This window comes from Mycoplasma tauri (assembly GCF_016925555.1).
GTDB lineage: Bacteria > Bacillota_I > Bacilli_A > Mycoplasmatales > Metamycoplasmataceae > Mycoplasmopsis > Mycoplasmopsis tauri.
The window spans coordinates 213,129-239,562 of sequence record NZ_CP070479.1 but is presented as its reverse complement, the minus strand read 5'-3'; the positions used below and the strand labels follow the sequence as shown (position 1 = coordinate 239,562).

The following is a 26,434-nucleotide window of genomic DNA, read 5'->3' as shown; positions in this document are numbered from 1 at the left end:
CTATCAGTAATTCTATATAACTTTTTATTTACAGTATCAAGAATAACTTATTTGCCATCTTTAAAGTTTGCAGCTAATTTGAATTTATTAACAAATTTCTTAATGGCATCCTCACTTGATGATACTGTTCAGCCCAATCTATCCGTGTTTGCAATTACTTCTTTTGCATTTTCCCCAACTGAAGCAGCTTTATAATCTTTATAGAAAATGTTTCTTGATTTAGGTTGTAAACCAATAGTTTTTTCAGTATTAAATTCTATATTAGCTTTTCTTGGCGATTTAAAACCTTTATAATTATCAAATTTTAATAATCCTTCTGCTTTATATTCATAACGCAAGTTTACACTTATTGTTTTTTTAGATTCACCATTTTGACTCAAGACAGTATATCACTCTTTAGTGTGCTCATCTCTAACTAAATATGTACGAACATAAACAGGATTAAATTTATTGTCTAAATCGATTTGTGTATTTCCAAAAGATTCAAATAATGGTAATAAAATAGAATTATTTGTTACGTCAATTTCGTTTATATCTTCTGAAACATCATGTGTTATTTTTTCAACAACATCTTTAAAGTCTTCTAATACAACATTATTTTTAACTTCTATATTTGAATTGTCAATTAAATTAATAAAGAAATCATTAAATTCTTTTGAATTAACAAAATTATAAAATTCATTTAGATTTGTCAATAATTTTGTGATATTTGCAGAATCAGCATTCATAAAATATGATTGTACAAACTCATCAGATGTAACTTTATCTAATCTATTTAATAAAGTAGTTACTTCAACATATTTTTCATTATATTTTGAAACAATAAGATCCTTATCACTTCCAGTTGGTTTAGATAATGCATTATTTAAAATTTCTTCAATATTTTCACGTTCTTGAATAATATTGCTTACATTTGCTTTTAATTTTGCAACAAAGTTTTCAAAATCATTAATTTGTTTGTTTACTTTTTCTAAATATTGAGCTAATAAATTTGCTTTTAATTGCTCATTATCAGTAATTTTAGATAAAATTTCTACTTTCAATTTTTCGTTTGTAGATTTTAAATCTTCAAACATAATTTTAGCTTCATTTAATTGTAATGTTTCAAATAAATTACTTGGTGTACTGTTTGTGCTAATGTTAACAACACTTTTTATAGCATCTAATGATCCAGTAATTTTGCCATTAGATTCACCAATTGCATCATTAATAGCATTTGAAGCAGAAGCTATAAAAGCCGATTTCATTTCATTAGCTTTTTTAACTAATTTTTGATTTTCAGCAAAGTATTGACTAGCATAATTGTTTTCTACAGATAAACCAGCAAATTTAGTGAAATCATCTTCAAAATATACATGTGATTTTTTAAAAGTTTCAATTTCACTGACTGTATTATTTATGTTCACAAAATCACTTTTTGCCTTTGTTGTCCAAATATTAGCTTCTGTAACTGCTAAACTGTATTCATTTAATTCATTTAAAGCTTTATCCATTCTTGCGCTTTGGACATCGTGAGCTTTTTTAATTTGCAATTGATACTGATTTTTAGCATTAGAAATCAAATCGTCTATTTTTTCAATAATTGATTTTGGCTCAAAGCTTTCAGATGCAAAATTAGGTAATTGATATGCTTGAAGAGAATCTATTGATTGTTGTTTAAATTCTTCTATAAATATTTCTCTATCATCTTTAATTAATTCATAAAGATCGTTTGCCTTTGCTTTCAATGTATCCATTGCGGCTTTTTTAGCATTAACAATTTCTCTTATATGCTTTTTAAAGTCATTAATTAAATTAGTGTGGTCTTTAACAGACTTAGTTTTTGAATTTTCTATTAACTGTTCAGCTTTACTAATATCTTGTACTAATGAGCTATAAGCAGATTCAATTGCTTCTGATGTCACTTTTAAGGAAGATGTTAATCTTACTTCTCTAGCTTTATCTAATTCATTTTGAAATTCTATTGCTTTTTGTAATAAGTAAGGGATTGAATTTTCAGTTTCACCGGTTAACCACTTATCAGAAATTCTAATAAAGTCACTGTTAGAAGTTTGATCAGTAAGTTCTATGCTTAGTTCTTCAAAAAATTGATCCATCTTATCATTCAACGCTTCTTTTTCTTTTGCATCAATAGTTCCATTGTTATCAATTTTTTGTTTTCATTCAGTTCATTGTTTAAAAATATTCAAACGAGCTGTATGTAAGTCTAATTTTTTAATTTGTTTTTCAATTTCTTCCTTACGCTGTGGTAATTCATCATGGGTTGGTGTGTCTTTGCTTAATAACAAATTAGCTTTTACAATTTCGCTACTAAATTCATCTTTCTTAGCAGTAATTTTTTCATTTAATGCAGTTAATGTGTTATTGTAGTCCTTAGATGTATCCATTTTATTAGCCAATTGAATTTCTTTTGGTAATAATTCTCTTAATGTATTAACATCATTATTAACGTTGTTAATTGCATCTAAGCCCTCTGCCTTTTCAATATCACTATTTAATTTTCTTATTCTTCCATCAACAATATTTTTTAATCCCGGAATAGTATTTAATGATTCATATTCACTAGTTAGTTTAATGTCATTAATAGCTATAAGTGTTGTAGCTCTTGCTTTTCTAATGTTTGATAATTCTTCAAATTTACTTTGTAGTTGATCTAATTTTTCTTGAATTTGAGCATGAGTTAAATTAATAGATGGATTAGGAACAAATGATCACATTGCGGTAGTTAATAAATCTTCATCTCTTTGAGTTAATGCTAATACAATTGGATTTAAATCACGATCTGATCTTCATTTTGATATTTCGTCTGAAACTAATTTTATTTTCTTAACAAGGTCTAATGCTAAGCTAATTTTATTTTCAGTTTCATCTAATGTTTTTTTACTATCAGGATTATTAATTCCATAACTAGCAGAACTAGTAATTAGCTGTAATCAACTTTTAACTTTTAATTTGTTTCCTTCACCAGAAACACCATTTGCAGAATGATAATCAATTTCATCATTAATTTGTTTTGCTTCAGATAACTTGGTTTTAATAGCTTTTGCCTTTCTTATGTTATCTTTTGCACTCTCAATTGCTTGAATTTTTTGCTTAATTGTTTCCTTAGTTCTGTTAAAAACATCTTCAACATTTGAGCCTTCAGAAACCTTGCCATATAAATCACGAGATTGAGTTATTAAACTTTGTAATTCAATATCAACAAATGAGCGAATTAATTTGTCATCTTCCCCAGCATTCTCATTAGTTATTTTAATTGCTGAACCTACTTCAAGTGCTAGCGCATTAATGTATGGTTGAAGTTTTTTAATAGCTTCTAATTTCTCACCAATTTTATTTGCATCATCAATTGTAGAAGCATTTTTATTCTTTTCTTTAATATCTTCTAAATTATGTTCAATTATCTTAGAAATTTCTGGATCAACAGAATCACCTAATTGAACTTCCGTACCCATGGCTTCATTTATTACTTCGTTAGCAGCAACGCGTGCTTTATTCTTACCATCCCTAATTTCAGGTTGATTTCTGAAATTATCAATATAGTCAAAAATATCATTTGCTCAGCGTTTATTTTCAGTTCTTTTAGCAGCTTCTTCTTTAATTCTCTTGAATTCTTCAATTAGATAGTCATGTTTTTTGACTATATCATCTTCAGTAAATGGATTTGAAGGAGAAAATTGTGCACCAAAAAGTTTCCTAAGTTGCTCAATAGCTTTTTCAACTTCTACATCATGTTGGTTTTCGACATGTTTGCCTTTTAATAATTGAATTGTGTCAGCAATGTCTTTTTGAGTTTCATTAAACTTTTTCATTTGCTGAGTAAGCTGAATAAAATCACTTGATTCCTGGTCTGTAAATGGTTTTTTTAAACGTTCATCAATTTGTTGTTTAAATTCTTCATATAACTTTTTAATAGGACTTAATTCAGCATTTGAAGAGTCGTTAGAAATATTATCAGAAATAAACTTATTATAAGAATTGTAAGCGTTGGTTGCTAAGTCTTTATTGTAAGCATCTATTAATGCTTTTTGTCTTTGTTTTAATGATTCTACTGTAGAAATTGTAGAATCTGCTAATTCATTTAAGTATTCCTTCTTAGCTAATTCGAAGTTATCAAATTTATTTTCTGCTTTTGTTGAGTTAACATCAACCCTTTTTTGTAATTCAGCATAAATCTCATTTGTTTCTTCTTTTACTTGATTATATTGATTTATCAAATCTGCTTTTTCATTTTTCAACTTCTCAATAGTCTTAACCAATTCTTCTCTAGCAGTTTTTATTTGTTCAGCAGAATATATACCAGGATTAGCATTTACAATGTCTTCATTTTCCTTGACAGATTTTTTCAATTTATCATAAACTGAAAGTAAAACCATATTTGATTGTTCATCAGTAGAAAGAACTTTTTTCAAACTATTTTCAATTAATTTTGATAATTCATGCTTTTCCTTCGCTTCTTCAACCGCTTTATTCACATTAGCAATTTTTTCAGCAATTTTTTGAGTGTTGTCATGTGGTTCAACACTTAAATTTGGCATATTATTTAAAATTATCGAATCTAAAACTGCAGTATTTTTTTTGCTGATAGCAGAACTTAATTCATTATCAGATTCAATTTCTTGTTTTGCTTCAATAGCTTTTTTAAGTGTTTCAATTAAATCTTTTTCTTTTGTTACAAGAGCTCTACCAGATTGGACTTCATTTAATGATTTTGATCTGATTTTCTCATCTGCATAGCTTTTAATTGTAGCAATAGAGTCATTGAATTTAGACTTAGCTTCATCAGGCGAATCAACATCAAGTTTGAATTTTTCATTGTCCAGCTGATCTGAAAGGACTTCCAATTTGTCTTTATTGTATGAAATCTCTAAATCTTCATCTCTTTTCTCAAGTTCCTTAAGTTTATCATGAAATGCAGCTGGCATTGGTATCTCATCACTAAGAACAATATCCGCAATTAACGCATGCATTGAATCTATTGTTTTTATTGTTATGAAATTAGATTCAGGGGTTCTTGTTCTAGCTTCTGGATCTTTTAAATATTCTGTTGCTTTTTTATTAAAGCCATCAATAGCTTTCTCAACTTCTTTAACTTTTTCAATTAAACTATCAAGAACATCTGCTTGATTTGCTAGTTTCTCTTTTTCTTCCTTAGTTAAATTTGGATTTAAAGCTTGTTTTCTGATTATGTTTAAACGTTCACGTAATTTTTTCTCGCCATTGCTTTGTGATGATTCATCAGCATTGGGGAACGAACTGTTGAGCTTTTCTTCTAATTTATTAAGTCTAACACCTAAAGAACCTTCTTTTCTCTTCTCAGTAGTTTCTTTTAAAATTTGATCTGCTCTTTTTATTAATTCATTAATTTTATCTGAATCTTGATTCCCAGATAATTCATCTTTAATAGCTTGCTTAATTTTTTCAACTTCAGAAACTTCTGTTTGAAATAAATCTAAGTTTTCGTATTCAGCTTCTATGCCTTTGAATAAAACGTCAAGTTTATTCAATGTTGAATCAGCATTATTAATAATTTCAGAAATTTTTTGATTATTGTTTACTAACGAAAGAGTTTTATCAAATATTTTTAAGCTATCAGGATTGTTTAAAATTTCTGAATTATTAATTTTTGCTTGTTCATCAGCAGATAAAGGCTCTTGTGAAATATGTAATCTTAGTAACTCATTAATATTAGTTGCATTAGAAATCAATTCATTTTGACTATTAGCAATTTTTTCTAAATGTAATTGAGCATTTTCTGAGTACTTAGGAGGATTTTCACCTGTTAAATTAAATGCAGTTTCAGCATATTGTTTAGATTTAGCAAGACTTAAGATTGATTCATTGTGTTTTTGTGTTGCAGAAAGAACATTAACAACAAATTTATACTTTTTAATTTGTGCAATTAAATCTTTGGAAATAATAGGGTTAAATTTTACATCAGTAATTTTATGAGTTTCATCATTTAAAGTTTTTACAATTTGCGCTATTTTTTCAACACTAATATATTTGTTTTCTAATTCTTTGCGAACACTTTCAGGCAATGATAAAAACTGTAATGAATTCATTAAATTTAATTTATTTAGGTTTACATTAGTTGTATTTTCCAAATGCTCTAAAACTATTTTTTCAATTGCACGTAATTTTTCATTGAACAATTGTTTATTTTCAATAATTTTAGTAGCGTCAAATTTCTTTTGTTGAGCAAAGCTAGAAACTTCATTTAATAAATCAGTTGCAAGTTGCTTTGCATTTTCACTTAAGTATATATTAGAAATTTCTTCATTAAAATCATTTAAATGAAGAATATCATTTTTCAATTCACTCTTTATGCTTTGTAGATCTCGTCTTGCTCAAATAACTAATTCAAGCTCTTTTTGTTTATTACTTAAATAGTGTAATAATTCAGGAATTTCTTTTGAATTTGCAAAAATATCATTAATTTGTTCAATTAATTCTTTTTTCTCATTAAGAGAAATTAATTTTGAAATTGAATATGCTGATTCAGCATATTTTTTAAGATTAATGGCATTTTTTTCAGCACTTTTAATTGTGTTTATGGCATTTCTATACTTAATAATAGTTTCTATTAATGCTGTTTTATCTAGTTCATTAGGTTTAGATGCATTAATAATATCTTTAATGTCATCATTTTTTAAAATTTTATTTAAGATTGTTCTACCAAGATCTATATCAGTTTGTAATTTAACAAATGAGTTAAATTCTTTAACAATTTCATCGTTAGATTTTGATCTATCTTGAAGCATTTTTCTAAATGTTTTTAAATTTGCTAAAACGTTTTCTAGATCTTCAACAGTTTTAGAACCATCTAATTTATATTGAGTTACAGTTAAAAAATATTCTGTCAATTTATTATAAACATCAACTTGACTATGGCTTAATGTTGAATTCAATTCACTTTGTGGAATTATTTCATTATTAATAGCATACTTAATTAGTTGATCGAAAATTTCTCTATTATGAGAAACAGATTTATTTACATCAGCTGATTTTTGTAATCTTTCAATTACTCTTGCATGTTGAGAATTTTTCTCTATGTCTTTTAAAAGTCTATTTGCAATGATATTGATAACATTTTTTGAATCTGCATTAACAATTTCATTCATTTCATCTGTAACTGATTTGAACTTGTTAATAATTTTTGAATTATCACTAGCTTCATACAACTTGACTGTATCTTCAATAAATGCCTTTGTACGTGCAATATCATTAATTCTAAATTCTGAATTAAACAACATTTCTTCAATTTGTTGAGCATTAGAATCAAAACTATATCTTAATGCTTTTGTAGGCATTAATGAATGTGCAGTTGCAATATTATCGTCTAATGAATTTTCATTTTGCATTAGATGTTTTTCAACTAATTGATATTGTTGATCTATTAATTTAGTAAAGAATTCGTTGTAAGAATTAATAAATTCTTTTTGTTTTTCTTTAGGTAAAGATAGAAAATTACTAAAAGCTAAATTTAAATCAGATATTTTATTATGATCAAATTGAGATTTTAGATCTTTTTCTTGAATACGTTTTGCCTGGCCTTCAAATAATTCTTGTAATTTTTTGATATAAGATTCATTGATATTTCCACTTTCAATTAGAGCATTCGCTCAATTGAATATAACATCATTTTCAATATTTCCAACTTTATAAAGAGCTTTTCATTTTTCAAGTTGAGAAACAGAAGGATCTAATAATAATGCATCTATTTTTTTAATTTCATTCTTAGTTTTGTTATTTCACTTGTTATCAGGCAATAATAAATCAACATATTTTTTAAACACATTGTTGAAACTATCATAAATGTCAGTAACATTTTGATCTCTTCGATTATTTTCATCACCTTTATATCCAGAAATAATTGCTCATGTTGCAGCTGTACTAGTTATAGATGCTAAGGCAATTAAACCAATAACTTTCTTTGAATTCTTACTCATTATTTTACCTCCTCATTCTCTTCTCTGATTCTTACAAAAATATTGAATTTATCTACTTTTGGCCAAAAACTATTGTTTTTCAATGAACCACTAGAAAATGTTTTTTTGGTTCGATTATTTCCTTGATCAAATTTACCTAAATAAGTTTTATCTGTATAAATTATTGCCATTTTTTGAGCCAGTAAATTAGCTTTTACTTCGTTTAGCTGTTTATTAGTTAATCCTAAATCACCAAATTGTGCTGCTTCACTATTAACTTGTTGCATTATTTTACTATCTAATTTAGTTTTGTTAACTAAATATCATTTGTGATGATCAGGATTAGTAAATTGAATAGTATATTGATATTTATCACCATCTCATGGAACCGTAAAGTGTTCTTGATATGAAATATGTAATACAGTGAAATCAGTTCCATCTTCGCTTACAAGTGGAATATAAATGAAATATGGAATTCACATTGCGATTCCTGCACTATTATTAATTGATTTTTCCTTCATGTCAGAATCTGACTGGTCTCAATACATGAATTTTTTGTTACCAAAATTAGCTAGTCGATACTTTTTACCATTAATATTAAAGCCTTGATCATTTAATTTAATCTTATATTTAAAGTTTTTTGAACTCGTTGAAAAATCAATCATATTATTTTCATTTTTATTACTTTCTTTAAATAATTCTTTGTTGCTTCATTCATAAAAATTATTTTCAGGTTTATTAAGACTACTATTCAAACTTTTATCTCAATTATAGTCTTCGAAAGTTATATCTTCTCTAAATATAGTTATTTTCTTTTCTTTTTTAAAATCAGCTACCTCTGAAAATGCATTTAAAAAGTTAGTAGTAAATGTTTTGTTATTTCATCCAGCTTCATTTGCCACAAACACTGTTTGGCTTTTTCGATAATTTTCTAGATTATTTTCGCCAGATTTATACATATGTTTTAATTCAACATTAAATGTAGTCAATGTGTTAAATGTAACTCAAATATTGTTAAACTCAAGTTCAAATGAATTAACATCACTATAAAAATTATCATTTGTAGCTTTTACATATTTAACCTTAAAGTTCAATTTAGTTTTCTTAATAGATGTATCAGCTTGAATAAATTCTGGTGCAAATTGATCATTATCGCTTTTACGTGTTATATAAACTTTAACATTATCTAGATTAAATGGCATAGAATTATCATTTTTAAGAAATGCAAAACGTTTAAATAGTTCTAATAAATCACTATTTTGAGTTATATCAATTTCATTATTTACAGGGTGCAATTCATTAATTTTCTTAACAAAATCTTCATATAGCGTCTTGTGATTTGGTACTATATTCTTCATTTCTTTTTCTTCGTTTGCTATTAAATAATCAAATATTAGTTGTTGATTTTCACGCTTATTAAATCAATTTGATAACGAAACAGAAGGTTCATAAATAGCTTTTAAAACATCAAGTTTTGCCTCAACAGAGCTTGTTGCATCACTGAGAACTGCATCTGCAGAATTTTTATTACTTGAATTTAATGAATCATAAAGTGGTTTATATGCACTAATTAACGTTTTAAACGGTATATTTTGTGATGGGTCATCTGAACGGAAGTTAGCAGAGGCAACAACGTTCAAGAAGTTTGACATAGTTCTATTTGCAATAAATTTAGTATATATGCCTTTTAAAGTTTCGTCATCATCACTATTATTTTCGCCTCTAATTAATTTATTAATGCTTTCAAGACCTAATAAAAGTTTAGAAATTACATCATGATAATTCTTAAATTCATTTTTAGCTTTAGAATCAACTTCATTATCATTAGCATTCATATAATTTCCATCAATATAGTCTAAATAAATGATATTTTCCATATCTGATGGTAAATCAACAGTTTTTGCATTTAAATCAGTCAATTTATTTTTTCAAGCACTTGTCTGCATTGAACCATTTGCATGATTATTAATTTTATAAATTGCATCAATATAATTAAATAAAGTAAGATTTTCATCACTCATTCTTAAAGAGTTTTCTTTTACTTGATCATTAAATGCAACAATACTTTTTTTAACTATTTCAAAAGCTATTTTTGATTTTTCTTTTAATTCTCTATAGTTTTTATCAATATTTCTATAGTGAACATTCATGTTTTTAGAATCTTGAACATATGAATTTTCGTCAAATTGATTAATTCTTATGTAGTTTTCAACATCCATAATAGCTTGTTTATATACGTTAATTTCAGATTCAATACCAATATATTTAAGTAAGTTTGTACTTTCGGTGCTTGTTAATTTGCGTAAGGACTCAACATTAAATTGTTCACCAGAAAGTAATTTAACATAATTGCTAAATAAATTATTAATTGTTACAAGACGGTTTTTATTAAAGTTGTAAATAGCTTGTTTTTGTTCTTTAATTTTAGCTTTAGCTTGATTAATAGATATTGTAGCATTCTCAATATCAATTAAAGCATTTAGCTCTTTATCTTTCATTTCAGTTTTAATAGATAAATTATCAAAATCATTAATTTTTGGATTATGTGCACCTGCATAATTAGAAGAAATATAAGAATCTATTGAATTCAATTCACTAATTATTGAATTAACTTCACGTTTCTTTTGTGATTTTATCTTACTAATTACGCCATATGATTGGTTATTTATATCATCAATCAATTTTGCTCTTTTAGTTCCTAAATCAGGATCTGTTGAAAGAGATTGATTTGTTAATAAATTATTTCCTTCATTTATTTTTTGAATTAACTCATCATAAAGCTCTCTCATTTTTTCAGTTTCAGTTTGATAATAGTCAGCAGAAACTTGTTTATCTTGATTAGGTTCAAATTTTTTGGCTTCTTCTATTGTTTCTTGCAATTGAATAGATGAAGCTAACACTTTCTTAAATGACAGTTGCCCAGCTTCTAAGTATTGTTCAATTAAACTATCAATTCTGTCTTTTTCAGAATTGTCTAATTTATCAATTTCACTTACAAAACGACTTAAAATAGCTTCTAAAATTTTTCTAGAATCATCTTTTAATACAGATTCTTTTAATTCTTTTTCAGCTTCAGCATGTTTCATAAGTAAATCTAACTTAGCTTTATGAATCATTACTTCTTTTAATAAATCACCTAAAATGAATTCATTCAAATTACCAAAATAAATATTTTCTTCTGAAGTTAGTGCACTTGTTTTTTCAACTTTTTCTACAATTTCATCTGTTTTGCTAATTGCCTCTGTTAGTTTATCAGTTAAGTTAGTTTGTGACAATGAACTAGCTTCTTGTTTTTTATCTTTTAGCTCTTGAATAGCTTTAGCTAATTCAATATATTTATCAATCAAAAAATGTGCTTTAGTTAACTTTTGATTTTCTTTTTCAATTTCAGATTGTTTATCAAATTCATTTACATTTTTAATTTTGGTCAAAATTTCTTTATAGAAAATTAGTTGATCTTTTTTTAGTTCATCATATATTGTTTGATTAGTTTCTGAGCTTATTTTAGTGATTTCTGCATCAAAGTTTGTTTTAGCTTCATCAAATGGTTCTTTACGGAATCTATATAAAATTTCAGCTTTCGATTCTTTATCAATAGCATCATTTTGCAATTTTTTAAGTGATGCTGTTAAATCAACTGGATTAAATTCTCCTGATGGCACTTCAGGAACTGTTGATAATAGAGATTCATGAATATTTTTTTCATCTCAATCATAACCATATTTTTCGCCCTGAAAACTAAATTCACCTAATCCACTTGTGTATTTATTAAGTATATTTTTATGAATACTAATAAGTGATTTTGTAGCACCAATAACACTACTTAACAATTGAATTTGACTTAAATCTTTTTTAACTTTGTCTGTATTTGCAAACTCTTTTAACTTAGCAACAAAAGCTTTGAAATTATTAAGTTTTTCAGCTGGTTTATCAGGTCCATGAAGACCTTCTTTGTATGATAATGTAGCTAGTTCGTCATCTAATTGTTTAAATTCAGTTGCAACCTTTTCAGATTCATTAATTCTTACTCTAATATTTCTAATTTTATCTTTAGTTGTTTCATATGATTTGAAATCTTGGTAACTTGATTGAGCCTTTGTAACTTCATCAGCTAATTCTTGTCTTAATGAAGTTAAAACATCTTTAATTGCACTTGATTCGTCAGTTCGTTTAGAAATTTCATCAGCTTTTTTTATTTCTCTAGCATATTCAACAATACTATCAATTCTAGCTTCAACATCATTTGCCTTGTTTTCTAAAAGAGACGCTTGTTTTTTTGATGTATTTGGATCTTGAACATCTGGTTCTATTTTCTTTAGTTGTTCATCATAGCCACTAAGTAATTTGTTTATTTCATCTTTGGCCTTAGGATCAATATCACCAGCGGATAATTTATCATCTATTTGTGTTTTTACATCTTTTATTTTATTTTCAGCACTCTCAACAACTTCATAGAAGCCTTGTGCATTATTATATTGTTCAAGAACCTCATGAGTTTTTTTGATAATAGATAAATTATTAGGATTTTGAGCAGATAGAACACCATCAAATGAAGCAGAATTATTTAAAATATCAGTTAAAACATTCTTAACATCAGGTTTTGTGTTTTCAGAAGCAAGCTTTTTAATTACTTTTTCTTGCTGCTCAAGTAAGTCTTCTAATGAACCTAATTTTTCAATTTGATTAATAACTAAAGATGCATCAGAATGTTTATTCTTAGAGTCTACATCCTCTTTAATCTTACTCAATAAATCATTAATTTTGTCAACAGGTGTTTTTCCATCATGACTAGAAACACTAATGTTTGGATTGTCCGCAAGTATTTTTTTCAATTCATCAATCTTACTTTGAACATTTTGCTCTTTAGTATTAAATTTATCTTTGTTAAATGCTAATGCTAAATTGTTTTTTAATTCTTTTATTTGCTCTGGCATTGCTGAATCTTGAGTAATAAGATTATCATATTGTGCTTTTAATTTTTGAACTTCAGTTCCTTGAGCATAGTTGTTTTTATCTGATTGTCAATTTTTAGTGTTATTAGCATTTTCAGTTTCTAGTAATTCATTTACTTTTTCTTCAAAGTCTTTCTTAGCATCTTCAAATTCTTTGTTCTTTAATTCTTTAGCTAGTGTATATCTACTAATTGCACTATTAATTTGTGCTCTCGCTGAATTAATTTGGGTTAATGTAGAATTTGGATCTGAAATAATTAGAGATTGTTCGTTAATAACATTTTCAATATTTTTATCAATTTCAGCAAATATAGCTCTAGGATTATTAGAACCATCTTTTCTATATTGGTTTGCTTTTAATGCGATTAATTCATTTAATTTATCTTTAGCAGTTTTTGAAGAACCTATTTTAGCTATTGCAGTTTCAAGATTTCTTAACTTTTGATTTATTACACCTGAGTCATCAGTTGTATTCATGCGACTTGACATAATAACATTTTTCAAATTTGCCGATAATTCTGGATATTTTGTCTCATCAATGTCCTTTAAAGCTTTTGCAGCTTCATTTAATTTTGCAGCTAGGTCTTGCAATTTGCCAAATGTAGCTACTTGATTTCTTATTTTAGTTTCATGGTGTTCTAGTTTTCTTTGTATCTGATTATCTAAAGCATTTGACTCATTTTCTAATGCTTCAATTTGTTTCATATTTTCTTCAAGTTCAGCCTTATCAACTAAATTGATTCTGTCATTTCATATTTTCTGTAATTTTTCATCAATTTCTAATTTTTGATTTTTCAAAGTAGCTAGTTCTTGTTCAAGATTTTTAGACTCTTCATCTAAGTCATTTTTTGCTCTATTAATTAAATCAAAGTCATTTTTAAGCAAGTTATATGGATTTTCATTAATTTTTTCTGCAAAATCTTTTTCAGTAATAGCACTTTGATTAAATATTAGACTTTCTTTTTCAAGCTGTGCTTTTCTTCAATTTAGAGCCATTTCTTTTCTTAAAGAATCAATTTTGCTATTTAAATCATCAACATAAGCTTTATTGTGTTTTTCAGAATCAAAGAAACTTTCAGATTCTTTTGTCAACTTAGCTATTTCATCTTCAATTGCTTTATTTTGAATTTCTAATTTTTCAATAACACTAGACACTTGTGTTCTAATAGCTTCAGGAATATTTTCCAATTCATTTTTAAGTTCATCTGCTACACTTTTTGCTTTATCAAAATCAGACTTAGCTAAGTCTAAATCAGTCTCGAATTTACTTAATGATGGGATAGCTTGACGTAAAATGTCCATTTTATTTTGTGTTGCTTTATTTTTAATAGCTTTTTCAACATCATCAGTAATTTTCTTATTTGCATCTGCTTCATTTTTAAGATTTTCTAACGATCTAATTAATCTTGCTTCCAGTGGGGTTCTACTATCTCCAGATTTACGAAGACCGGCAAATGTATCATTAATTTGTTTTTCAATTTTATTTGCAATACCTGCTCCATCAGCAGCGTCAACATTTTCAACTAATTCTGCTAATTCTTTAGTAATTTGTGCTTGTAATTCTTTTAGATTTACAGAAGTATCTGTTGGATTATTCAATGCATATTCAATTTGTTCTTTGAGATCTTTAATTCTTTTCATATCATCAGCAAAGTAAATTTTTGCATTTTCATTATCTTTGTAATTTTCTAAAATATCATTTGCTTTATTTTTTACTTTTGCCAATTCAGAAAGATCATGTAAATTAGAATTTAATTCTTTGTAAGTGTTTTGGATTTCTTCTAATTTATGCATTTTTTCTTCATTGCTAAGTTTTTTGTCTCTTAAAATAAGTTTTGCTTTAGCATCTAATTCTTTAACCTTGTCAGCAATAACTTTTCTTTCTGGTGAAACTGAGTTATCTTTAAATTCTTCTTCAATTAGTTTATTTAAATTGTCATTTTCTAAACTTATTGAATTAGCAACATTAGCTAATTTTGCACTAGCTAATAGTTCTATAGCATTAACATTATCATCACTATTTACTCTAATTTGTTCATTTAATTGTTCTCTTGTTGCAGTTGAAAAATCATTGGTTAAATTAACCAAATAAGGTTGTAATTCTTTTCAAATTGAAACTAATTGCTCAGATAACTTAATAGTTTCCTTTGAAAATTCAATTTTTAATAAGCTAATAATGTGATTTAATTCATATTTGTTTATTAAACGTTCATCATTAATTAAATCCTCAAAAGATTGAACCAATTTGTCAACAGGGGTTCTGTTTTGTTTTAATTCATTTATTTTGTTTATATTTTGATCAATTTTTTGAATATGTTCAGGTAAAAGACCTGTTTGTGCTGCATTTGCTTTAGAAAATTCATATTCTGATTTCAAGTTGTCTAGTCTGTTACTAATGAAGTTTCTAATCATTTCTTGCGATTCAACTTCTGACATAATTTCATTAGATTTTTCAAAATATTGTAATGTGTCACTGTATGATAGTTTATTTAGCTCTTCTGTAACTTTCTTTTTAGTTTCTTCATCTAAATTTGAAGATTGAATTCTTTGTAAATTTTCTTTTAATAATGTTGTTGCAAGTTCAATAAATTCTGTTCTTCTAGTAAAATCTGAATATATATCGTATATTTTTGCACTATCTTCGCTTTCCTTAATTTTTGACTTTGTTTGATTAATGATGTTTGCGAGCTCTTCTTTGAATTGTGGTTCTACTGTATTAAGTTTTTGTTCACTAGCATTGATTCTTTTTTGTAAATTGTCAGCTACTTCGCCTTTACTTTTGAAGTATTGAGATGTTTTATCATAAAATGAAGAAATGTAATTTTCGATTAATTTCTTAGCGCTAATATTTTTGCTATCTGGGTTAATAACTTTAAAACTTAGATTACCTTTAATTGATTGAACAAAGTTTCTTAATCCAATAAGTTCTGAATAAAGTTTAGATTTATTTTCTTGATCAATATCCATTTGTTCAAGTTCATTAATAGCTTGGTCTATAGAAGCATAAACTTCTTTAACTACTTTAGCATTATTTTGAACTTCTTGTTCATAAAGAATATTTTCTTCTTTTGCAAAGAAATTCTCATATTCTAGAACAACATCTTTTGATGATTTTAAGAATAATCTAGATTCTATAAAATCTACTACTTTGTTCAATGCTATTGATTTAAATGAAATATTTAAGTCATCAATTTTGTTCAAAATCTTAAGTCTAAAAATATTAATGTTTTGTTCAACATTACTTGTAACATCTCTTTGCTTATTCACTAATGCAACCACTTTTTCAATAAAAGTATTTTTATCAATTTGATTATTTACAAAATGTTTTACATCATCATCAAACTCAGCAACTATATCATGAGACATCAAATGAGAACGTGCTTCATTAATGGCATTATCACGATTTTCATTTGTTAAATCTTCTCTAAGCAAAACAGTAGATAAAAGAACATTTATTCTATGTCTTGCCTCAAGCATATTTCTAACAATAGATCTAGCATCTAGTGAGCTTGATCTTATGCTTCCAACTTGCTCTGCATATTTAATTGCTTGCTCAATTTCAAATCTGCTGTCATACTTAATATCTGGGTGTTTTTTTAAAAATTCAGTTGAAGCGTCTACAGAATCTTTTAATTTATTTAGTGCATTTAATTGTATGTTGTTATCATTTCTTGACAAATTATTGTTTGAATGAATAAAAGGCAATGCAATAGCTAAAGCAGCTGTTGGCAAACCTGTTAGAAGCAGCGCAACTGATAATTTAGATTTTTTTGTCATAAATTTCTCCTATAAATTATTTGTTTCAAAAGTTAAATAAACCATGTTTTCTTTGGTCAAATGTTCATAATAAGCCATCGTCCAAAGAATCTTTAAATCTAATAAAATCTGCTACATAAGCAATTAAAACTGCCAAAATAGCAAAAAATAGAATTATGAATATCACAGAAATAATTGTTCATTTTTTAGAATTTTTCGTTATCTTTTCTTTTTCTTTAATATTTGTTTTTGTATTCATATAACCCCCCTAATATAAATGAAATTAAAAATGTATTTTATATTATATATTAATATTGAAGATTAATTTAAATTTTAAGTGTGAAGCAATTTTAAATACCTATAATTAAAATATATAAATTGACTATTTTATAGGCTTTTTGGTAAATAAATTGAAGATTTGATAAAAAATTTATTTTTTTATCTTTGCTAATTAAATTTGCTCACATATTTAAATTAAAGAAATAAAAAAATATTGAATTCTTTTTTAAAAAACTTTGCTTTTATTATACTTTTGAAAAAAATATAAATAGGTATAATAAAAATTAATATTAGTGAATTAATCAACAATTAATTATTCATTAATATGCATATATTTTATATTTAGCACTTATTTATAAGCTTAAAATTTTTTATATATGCATCCATAAGACAGTTCAATAACAATTATTAGCAAAATGTTTTACAACATTTTACATAACAATATTCTTATAAAAGAATAGTTTTTTAGTAAAACAACTTGTGTGTTTTATATTTAATATTTACATTAAAGAAGGGAGCCAATATTGAAAACAACAGCATTTAAATATTCTAGCTTTGCATTCAATACTGTTCTTAAGAAAAAAAGTTCGATTTTAATGCCAATGATTGTTTTATTTATCTCAATATTATTTAAATTAATAACTATTTTTTTTATTCAAAATAAATATGTTGATTTAGCTGTATATTTATATACTTTTGCAATTATTGTTGTAACAGTTTTATATGCATCTATTAAAGCTTTAAATATTTTTAGAGATTTTGAACATGAAGGAATGGAATTGATAAGTATAGCAAAGCCTATAACAAGGAATAAATTAGTTTTTGGAAAACTACTAACCTTGACTTATTTTGGCATCATTTGAGCTTTAGTTTTATTCATCTCCTCATTGATTGCAATACCTTCGAATTATAGCATCAGCTATATGTTTATTTATTCATTATTATTTTTTGTTTCTGGCTTTGCTACATATTTACTAATATCTCTATTCACAGCCTTAATTGGTTATAAATTAAATCAAAAAATAGCAATGACATTGCCACTTGTTCTATTCATCCCTTTTGCACTAGGAGGTTCATTATTGTCTGCTAATGCAACATCAAATGTTAACAATGCAGCATATTTTATCAATCAAAAATATCCATATCATTTATCTGGCAATGAAGCTAACGTTGAACCTTATTTCATTAACAATAACAAAGATGAATTGTTAATTATTCCTAATGGTGCAAATAATAAAACATTTAGCGATGAACAAAAGGCATATTTAGAAAATGTTATGAATGTAGCTAACAAATCATCTAGCGAATGACAAATATATTCATGATTTTCTCTTCCATATCAATTGGTTGATATATTTAATCGTGATAACAAAAATGTATTTAGGTCGATTTCAAAAAATGATTTTTCAAATCTTGACAACTATGTTTACTACAATAATTTAGATGACATTACATATAAGTACAAATTAGACAAAAATACAGAACATAAAAAATATAATGTCTCACCTATACCAGAGTTAACTGAAAACAAATATATAGTTCCTGGTATGCTTAAGTCTCATTCAATTATGGATAACTTAATTGACACTGATATTATCTATGCAAGGGAAAATGCTGAAAATAGAGACATATCATTCCCTGAAGATGATGCAAGTTTTGCAGCTCAAAATAATTTAGTTGGAAAATTAAAATGATCATATGTTTATGAAGTTTTAAAGGATGAGAATTTTAATAATATAGCTGCGAAATTTGTGGATGATTTTAATAAAAAAATCACTAGTGAACAAGATTTAACCAAAATTAATACAAAATTGTTTGAAGAAATATCTCTATTTGTAAATAATCCTGAAAGCTTAATTAATACATATGTAAATAATAATTTAACAATATTCGATGAAAATGCCATTAAACATAAAAAACTACAATCAGAATTTGAAAGAAAAATTTACTTTTCAGTTGCTATATTAAACTACATATACTTTAATAATAATGGTTCTAAATTATATGAGGCCATGATCAAAAATCCTACAAATGAAAATCAATATGGAGATTACCAAATTAATATAAATATTTCTGGATTTAACTATAGAATAGGCGGATTCAAAAAATATGATCCTGAAGTAATTACACGAGAGGAAAATAAAAAGACAAAAATTTTAACAAGATACAATTTAATGCCAAGTGACTCAAATTATTTATTCCAATCAACTGATGAATTATTTGTCATCAGAAGAGATAGACAAATAGTTAACAAAAATGCTTATTTTGTAATTTGAACAACAGTGATTTTAATTCTTTTCGTTTCTGTTTTTGCACTATATAGAAAGAAAGACTATAAATAATTATGAAAAAAATATTACAAATAATTAACCTTAAAAAAATGTTTGATAAAACAGAACGCGGGATAAAAGGAATTAGTTTTAATGTTAATGAAGGTGATTTTCATGCTTTTATAGGTGAAAATGGAGCTGGTAAGACCACTACTATTAAAACTATCATTGGTGCATATGCAAACTATGAAGGCAATATATTAATAAATGATATAAATATTAAAAAAGCTGAATCTAGATCAATTATAGGATATGTACCAGAAGCTGCCATATTTCCAAAAGAACTGACAACTTTTGATTATTTATACAACTTATCTTTTTTATCGTCTATTCCAAAAAAAGAAGCAAAAAATAGAATAGAAAAATATTTAAAATTGTTCAACATTGAAAATTTAATCAAAGACAAGCCATATAATTTTTCATCAGGGCAAAAGAAAAAGATTTTACTTATTCAAGCTCTTTTACATGGACCAAAATTGTTAATTTTAGATGAACCTGCAGCCAATCTTGATCCATCGTCAAGGTATGAATTATTTACTTTATTACAAAAAGTTAATAAGGAAGAAAAAATTACTATATTAATTTCTTCACATGTTTTAGCAGAAATCGACAAATATGTTAATTCAGTGACACTAATTCATGATGGAAATATTCTTTACTCTGGAGTAAAAAACAAACCTTTGGAGGATTTATTCTATGATAAAGTGATTTCTAGGTAGCTTAGCAACTATTTTATTACCATTATCTATCTTTTCAAGCTTACATATTAGTAATAAGAAAAACAATAATGTCATTGTAGAGAATACAAAAAAATCTGGAGAAAAATTATATAAAAATCAATATATTAACAACATGTTAGATATCTTTACAGAAAATGAAAATAATAAGAAAAATATTTATGTATCAATACAAGAAAATATTTCGCATGCGAAAATTGAAGAACTAAAATTTGCTTTTGTGTATGATCCTATATTCATTCAAAAAAGTGTACATGATAAAGGTGAAACTAGTGAATTAGCAAAAACATCAAAAAATGTAATTAGAGAAACATTATCTAATGATTGATATTGAACATTAAATAATATAACTAAATTGATATATAACTTCAATCCTTATGGAGACAGATATACAACATTTGACAATGAGAAAAAATGATTTGACACAGCTAGAGAAAATTTTGGCTCATTACTTATGCAAATCAAAAATCCACTTCCCACAAAACTTATTAAAATACCTTTTAATGAAATTGAACAATTAAAAAAATACAATAGTTATACAGAAAAAGAAAATTGATACTTGTTTTTTGACAATAATAAAGCAATCAAAATATGAAAATACAAAAAAAATAATGAAGTAAAGTTTCAAATTTTACCTGATTTATTAATTTTTAGTAATCTAGATAATATTGAAAATAAATTGATTGAATTTGAAAACTCAATACATTCTAAACGCAAAAAGACAATCGAAAGAGAATATAATGAAGCAAAAGAATGGGCTGAATTAGATGGAGAAGAATTTGATGAAAAAGACTTTTTTAAAGACTATGTTGACGAAAAATACATGGAATTTCAAGCTCTTTATAAATACAATGGATACTTTGTCGATACATTAAATGAAATTAATAAAGACAAGTTAAAAGTATTTAGATTTAGTATGAGATTTATAAATGAGTAAAAGAAATAAAATCATTATTAGTTCTTCTCTTATTATCCCTATTCTTCCATTGACTTTTTCAATGGCCTCATGCATTAGAACTGAAAAAAATCTTATTAAAGCGCCTATGCCCAAAGGATTTGAATTTGTACCTTATTCGGTCAACAAAAAACAAGTTATAACTGACAAACTTATAAACAATATATTGGAAAAGCAATTCAAATTAGATGAAGCTTCTAAAGTTAACTTCTTAAATTCACAAAAAAATGAAGAAGCTTTATTCAATGAATTTTATCAATTAACTGAAATGTATATTAGCTCTGGTGGAAAAAGCGAAAACTTAGAGAATTTAAATATTTTTTACTCAAAAAATTGATTGTTTGTTTTAAAAAACATTACTCAATTTGAATGAAGACATATTGACTATTGATCTTTTGAACCAAAAGAAAAAACCAAACATAGTGATGAATTTATTGAAAAAATAAAGTGAATGGAACATCCAAGAAAACAAATATTTTTAGATAATTATTTTGATGAACTATATGAAGGCGAAGAATCTCGTGAGTCAAACCAAGACGTCTTTTATCTTAAAAAAGGCAAAATGGTTATAAGAATTCTAATTAGCCGAAATAATGGAGTAAGTCAACTTACATTTGATAAAATAATTCACTTTACAAAAGCTAGAAGCAACAAAATTTCAATAAGGTTAATTTCTAGTGCAGTGCATAATGGAATAATTCATGAACAACAAGCTGGTTATGATGTTTTTGAAAAAGACATTATAACGAATTTTGGCTACCCTTCATTAGGTGTACTTTTAGTAAAGGAAAAAAATGAAACCAATTAGAAAGTTTATTTTATCTACTCCAATATTTTTTCCATTTTTAACAACTGTTGTTCTAACTTCTTGTCAAACAAACAATAAAAAAATAAATGATGTAAAAACTATAGAAGATACAAAAAGAGATAAAAAATATGATGAATGAAATTCATTCTTAAAATATGAATATATAGATGCTCTTTTAAACTTAGTTTTTGACAATAACAAAGAAGAAAAAGCTGAATATATTAAAAATCAAATGAATATAAGTGATGATTATTTGAAAACAATCAAAGAATATTTAATGTATGCAAATAATGTTACTTCAACAAACCTTTCTGATGACAGGGGAGATAAAAAAGTTATTCCTATTTCTGAATTTAGAGTTGAATTATCGAAGTTATTTACAAAAAATTGACTATGATTCTTTTTTAATTTAAATAAATTTACATTTGCTTTCTATAATTCATTTAACCAGTTTAGTGCACCATTGGAAACTCTTAGTTTAGATGTTCAAAAAAATAGTTTGGAACTTGGACCTTTTAATAAACCACAAACAAATGAAGTTTTACAATATGTTATTCAATCAAATGAAAACAGTGAAGATTATAAAAAAGAATATACTGTTTATTTATTAACTAAAGAAGGCATTATTTTACAAATAACAATATCTAAAGAGCTAGACTCTAATAATAAAATTATTACATCCAATCCTAAAGTGTCTATATACAGTTATTCATTTATTTATCCATCTATATTTAATAATCAAGATGAATTAAAAAATTTTAGCTTATTAAAATATGTTCAAGTGCATCAAATATATGAAAAAATTCCTGGCAAAAGTGCTATAAAAATTCTTTTTGATGACGACTTTGGTGGTGAGCCTTTAAGATTTACTATTGTTGATGTAGATGCAAATACAAATAAATAACAATCACGTCTTATGGCTATTTAACATAGCTTTACACATGATTGTTTTTTTATATCTTAAATTTACTAAAATATTTATAAATAAGAACTTTTAGATAATACATTGAATTATTAAATAATAGAAAAATATGAAATTTATTTTACATATTTATAATATATAATTATATTGCATGGGGGTGTAATGGCTTCGACATGCATTGGGTGACATAATAATTAGTGGTCTGCAAACCTTAAGGCACCTAGGCTTAATACGTGCAAACGAAGAAAAGTCAGAAGAAGTTCATGTAGAACTTCCAGCATTCGCAATTGCAAATGCTAATAGAAATCTTGCATTCGCTTAGTTAAAAGCTGCAAGTGGCTTCGTTAAAGTTTCCAATTTAACTAAGTTGGTTTTATGGAATAGTTCTGTTTTATAGGTCTAAAAGCAGAATGAAATTTCTGACCTAGTGATATAAATATTTTTTGTTTGTTTTATTGTTTTTATCACTTAATTTAAAAATAAACTAAACTATAAAAAGTTATTGTGTATTCTTGATGTGTGGACTCGGGTTCAACTCCCGACATCTCCACCATATGCTTTTAAAGCAAAATAAAAGGCAAGTAAGTTTCTAACTTATTTGCTTTTTTTGAATAAATAAAAAAGTAAAATTGAAAATATGAATGACAAAAAACAAGAAGAAACAGTTTCAACATCCTTTAGAGATATTGAAAAGGTTAAAATACTTTCTGATTTAGATTTAAATTCAATAAACATAAATGACAGAAAAGAGCTGTTGAATGATGCTATTGAAAATCTAGATGCTGATATTAGAAATAAATATAAAGAAAATAAAAAAAGAATGGCTATTGCTACATTCATTTTTTTGATACTGTTCATTTTAATAATCGTTGGTATTGCTGTTTTTCTTGCGCTAATTATTAAACAATAATTTTTTTAATTCTATTTTCAATAAGCTCCTTTTCTAATTCTGGGAGCTTATTTAGTTCTTTTTCAAGTTCTATTGATTTCTCTAACCTAGGTTTTGTAACTGGCCATTGTGGAGCAAAAAGTTCACAAGTTTCTTTTGTTTTTTCTATGCATAAATCATATGTTCCAATTTTCTTAGCAATTTCTATTGTTTCAATCTTGTCATTAGTTAGCAATGGTCTAAAAATTAACAAATTGGTTGCATTTGCAATTGTACTTAAACTTTCAAGCGTTTGACTAGCAACTTGACCTAAATTTTCACCATTCGAAAGTGCTAAAATGTTAATTTTCTTAGCAACTTCAGAAGCTATTCTATAAAAACTTCTACGCATTAAATTTATTCTATATGATTCATCAGATGTAAAAGAAATGTAGTTCATTAATTCTGAATAATTGGCAAGGTAAAATTCTGTCTTTCCTTGATATTTACTTAGAATCTGTATTATTTTATGCATTTTTTCAATAGTTTTTTCATCTGTTTGTGGTGGAGAAACAAACGATAAAAATTTCACCTTTAAGCCTCTTTTCATTAATTGAAAAGCTGCAATTGGACTATCTAGTCCCCCTGACATTAGATGTAGTACTTCGCCACTGACGCCAACTGGTAAACCACCAAGAGCTTTATAATTTTGAGTAAAAATATAAGTTGAATTCTTTCTAACTTCAATATTAACATTAACTTCTGGATTGTGAACATCAACTGTTATACTTGGAATATTTTTTAAAATAAATGATCCAACATTGTTATTTATTTCAGAACTCTTATATTTAAAGCCTTTGTTATTTCTTCGTGCTGAAACTTTAAATGTTTTTGCGCATTTATCAACTATTTCATAGGCTAATTGAGAAATTTTATCAATGTCATTTTCACATTCTATAACAGGGCTAAAACTAGTGATACCAAAAACATAATTTAAGCTTTTTATATTTTCTTCTGAATAACTTAAATACATTCTATCAAATTCGACAATTGGAATTTCACCCGTTATATTTTTAACATTACGAGCTAATTGTTTTGTAAATTGTTCTCTATTTTTACCTTTAAGAGTCAATTCACCATATCTAATTAAAATTTTGCTATACATTAATACTTTTTCCCCTTAATATATGCTACAAGCATTTCAAAAGCTTCTTTATATTTTCCAGAAATAATATTCCTGTTAATATACAACATAATTTCGTTAAATTCACTATTATTAATCGATCTTTTTGGAGCAATTTTAAGCATTAAAATTTCAACCATTTTTTTATAGCTATACTGCTTGTAAAATTCTTCATAAAGCTCTAATATTAAATTGTTTCATTTAACATAATTTTCTGATTTTATATCAATTTGTTTTGATTCTTCATATTGAGAACTAATCTCATTTTTCAATACTAAAATTTCCTTAAAGCGACTATCATTTAATGATGATTTTTCAAAATATCCCCTTAAATTCAATATTTTATACGTTCATGATTGTAATGCTTCAATGTAAAACTGATTGTAATTTTTGCAAGTATCATTAAAATTCAATTTGTAAATTAAATCATTAAAGAACATAATTATATTTCTATAATGCTCTAAAAAAATTTGAAATTCAAAAAAGCTTATTTCGTCATTATTTTTAATTTTATTTTTAAATGTATTAAAATCATTAATTAAAGATTTAAATGCATTATAATTATTCAAGAAGTTCTGTTTTATAGAATTATTAGTAAAATGATTATCATCAAAAATCATAAATGTTAAATCAATTTGTTTATTAATTATATTAAAGTGATATTCAAAATTATCAAACTGATTTTTTAAATAGTCATTAAATTCATTAACCGCTTTATTAAAATTATCCATATATAAATAATCCTTATAAAGATGTTTAACTTCATCCAATAATTTTTGATAAGTAGTATGAAGATATTCTTGCTGTATTTTCTTTAACTTATCAAGCATTTTCTGAGCTTTTTCTTTATCTCTTGATTCCTCTAATAAATTTTGAAGAAGAGTTGGCAACATTTTAAAAGTAGCATTTTCAATTCGAACTATATGGTCAACTTTTCTAGCAAAAAGATTGATTCTTTTTTCATGTTGGTTTATTTCAGATGAAACGTCTGCTAAATCATTTACCAATTTCTTTTCTTCAAATTTAAATGTTTGTTGTTTTAAAATATTTAAATCATTAAACAAGCTATTATAGCTAATTGGTATATCATTTTTTTTCTTATTAATGTAAGCTTCAAGTGCTATCAAAACTCTTGTAGAATCTGCACTAAGTTTATCAATAATGTTTCAATGTTTATTTAAATTATTTGAAATAAGATTAAATTTTTCTATTTCCTTTTTATACAACTCATAATGATATAAATATTTTTTGTACAAATCTATGGTTCTAAAAAGTTTAAATTTATGAATAAGTAAATTTAAGTCATTATAAAGCGGTGAAATAACATTGTATATCTTTTTTATTTTGTTATCTATTTTTATTAACTCTTCGAGATTGCTTTTGTAATCATGACGCGTTTTAGAAACTGCTCTAAATCGTGATATTGTTGTTGAAATATTGTTCATTGCAAAGCCAATATTTTCATTCATTTTATTAATTTTTCTTGATATATTTTTTATTTTTTTGTTTTTAAAATAGACAAATAGGAAAAATATTACAAAAAATATAACTAAGCACAAAATGACAATTAAAACAATAAGTGCTGTTCTTGATTCAGGTGATAAATTACTCATAATTAATTTTAATTATATATAAAAATTTTTACAATAACTTCAACCATATAATATTCAAAATATAAATATAAGTTAATTTCTATTATTTTGTAAAATATTA

General features: G+C 25.6%; 11 protein-coding genes and 1 other RNA gene. 7 read left to right on the top strand and 5 right to left on the bottom strand.

Features of this window, described 5'->3' with window-relative positions; all coding sequences use genetic code 4:
* Positions 1-47: 47 nt before the first annotated feature.
* Genes JS510_RS01035 through JS510_RS01025 form a run of 3 tightly spaced genes read right to left on the bottom strand, consistent with a single transcriptional unit; the run spans position 48 to position 16,898 of the window.
* Entirely contained in the window at positions 48-7,952 is a 7,905-nt protein-coding gene (locus JS510_RS01035; protein WP_205517523.1) for a hypothetical protein, read from the bottom strand.
* Positions 7,952-16,660, bottom strand: coding sequence for a hypothetical protein (locus tag JS510_RS01030; protein WP_205517522.1), 8,709 nt, complete (start codon positions 16,658-16,660; stop codon positions 7,952-7,954). The genes JS510_RS01035 and JS510_RS01030 overlap by 1 nt, the downstream gene beginning before the upstream one ends.
* 16 nt (positions 16,661-16,676) lie before the next feature.
* Positions 16,677-16,898 (bottom strand): hypothetical protein, encoded by a 222-nt coding sequence (locus JS510_RS01025; RefSeq protein WP_205517521.1) that lies wholly within the window; start codon positions 16,896-16,898, stop codon positions 16,677-16,679.
* 544 nt (positions 16,899-17,442) lie between these two features.
* Between JS510_RS01025 and JS510_RS01020 the strand changes: the two genes are divergently transcribed.
* From JS510_RS01020 to JS510_RS00990, 7 genes are all read left to right on the top strand, one after another.
* On the top strand, positions 17,443-19,260 hold the full coding sequence (locus JS510_RS01020; protein WP_205517520.1) for an ABC transporter permease: 1,818 nt from the start codon (positions 17,443-17,445) through the stop codon (positions 19,258-19,260).
* Positions 19,261-19,262: 2 nt separating this feature from the next.
* Positions 19,263-19,967 carry an ABC transporter ATP-binding protein gene (locus tag JS510_RS01015; protein WP_205517519.1) on the top strand — a complete coding sequence of 235 codons (705 nt, stop codon included), beginning with the start codon at positions 19,263-19,265 and terminating at the stop codon, positions 19,965-19,967.
* Entirely contained in the window at positions 19,945-20,922 is a 978-nt protein-coding gene (locus JS510_RS01010; protein WP_205517518.1) for an aromatic motif membrane protein, read from the top strand. The genes JS510_RS01015 and JS510_RS01010 overlap by 23 nt, the downstream gene beginning before the upstream one ends.
* Positions 20,915-21,748, top strand: a complete 834-nt coding sequence (locus tag JS510_RS01005; RefSeq protein WP_205517517.1) for an aromatic motif membrane protein — start codon at positions 20,915-20,917, stop codon at positions 21,746-21,748. The genes JS510_RS01010 and JS510_RS01005 overlap by 8 nt, the downstream gene beginning before the upstream one ends.
* Positions 21,735-22,652, top strand: a complete 918-nt coding sequence (locus JS510_RS01000; protein WP_205517516.1) for an aromatic motif membrane protein — start codon at positions 21,735-21,737, stop codon at positions 22,650-22,652. The genes JS510_RS01005 and JS510_RS01000 overlap by 14 nt, the downstream gene beginning before the upstream one ends.
* Before the next feature lie 171 nt (positions 22,653-22,823).
* Positions 22,824-23,223, top strand: a transfer-messenger RNA (tmRNA) gene (gene ssrA / locus JS510_RS00995).
* Positions 23,224-23,307: 84 nt separating this feature from the next.
* Positions 23,308-23,580, top strand: coding sequence for a hypothetical protein (locus JS510_RS00990; RefSeq protein WP_205517515.1), 273 nt, complete (start codon positions 23,308-23,310; stop codon positions 23,578-23,580).
* On the opposite strand, the gene thiI is transcribed toward JS510_RS00990, so the two are convergent.
* Together thiI and JS510_RS00980 are read right to left on the bottom strand one after the other, a co-directional pair.
* Positions 23,570-24,703 carry a tRNA uracil 4-sulfurtransferase ThiI gene (gene thiI, locus JS510_RS00985; protein WP_205517514.1) on the bottom strand — a complete coding sequence of 378 codons (1,134 nt, stop codon included), beginning with the start codon at positions 24,701-24,703 and terminating at the stop codon, positions 23,570-23,572. The two genes, JS510_RS00990 and thiI, sit on opposite strands and share 11 nt — an antisense overlap.
* Positions 24,703-26,334, bottom strand: a complete 1,632-nt coding sequence (locus tag JS510_RS00980) for a hypothetical protein (protein WP_205517513.1) — start codon at positions 26,332-26,334, stop codon at positions 24,703-24,705. The genes thiI and JS510_RS00980 overlap by 1 nt, the downstream gene beginning before the upstream one ends.
* Positions 26,335-26,434: the final 100 nt, after the last annotated feature.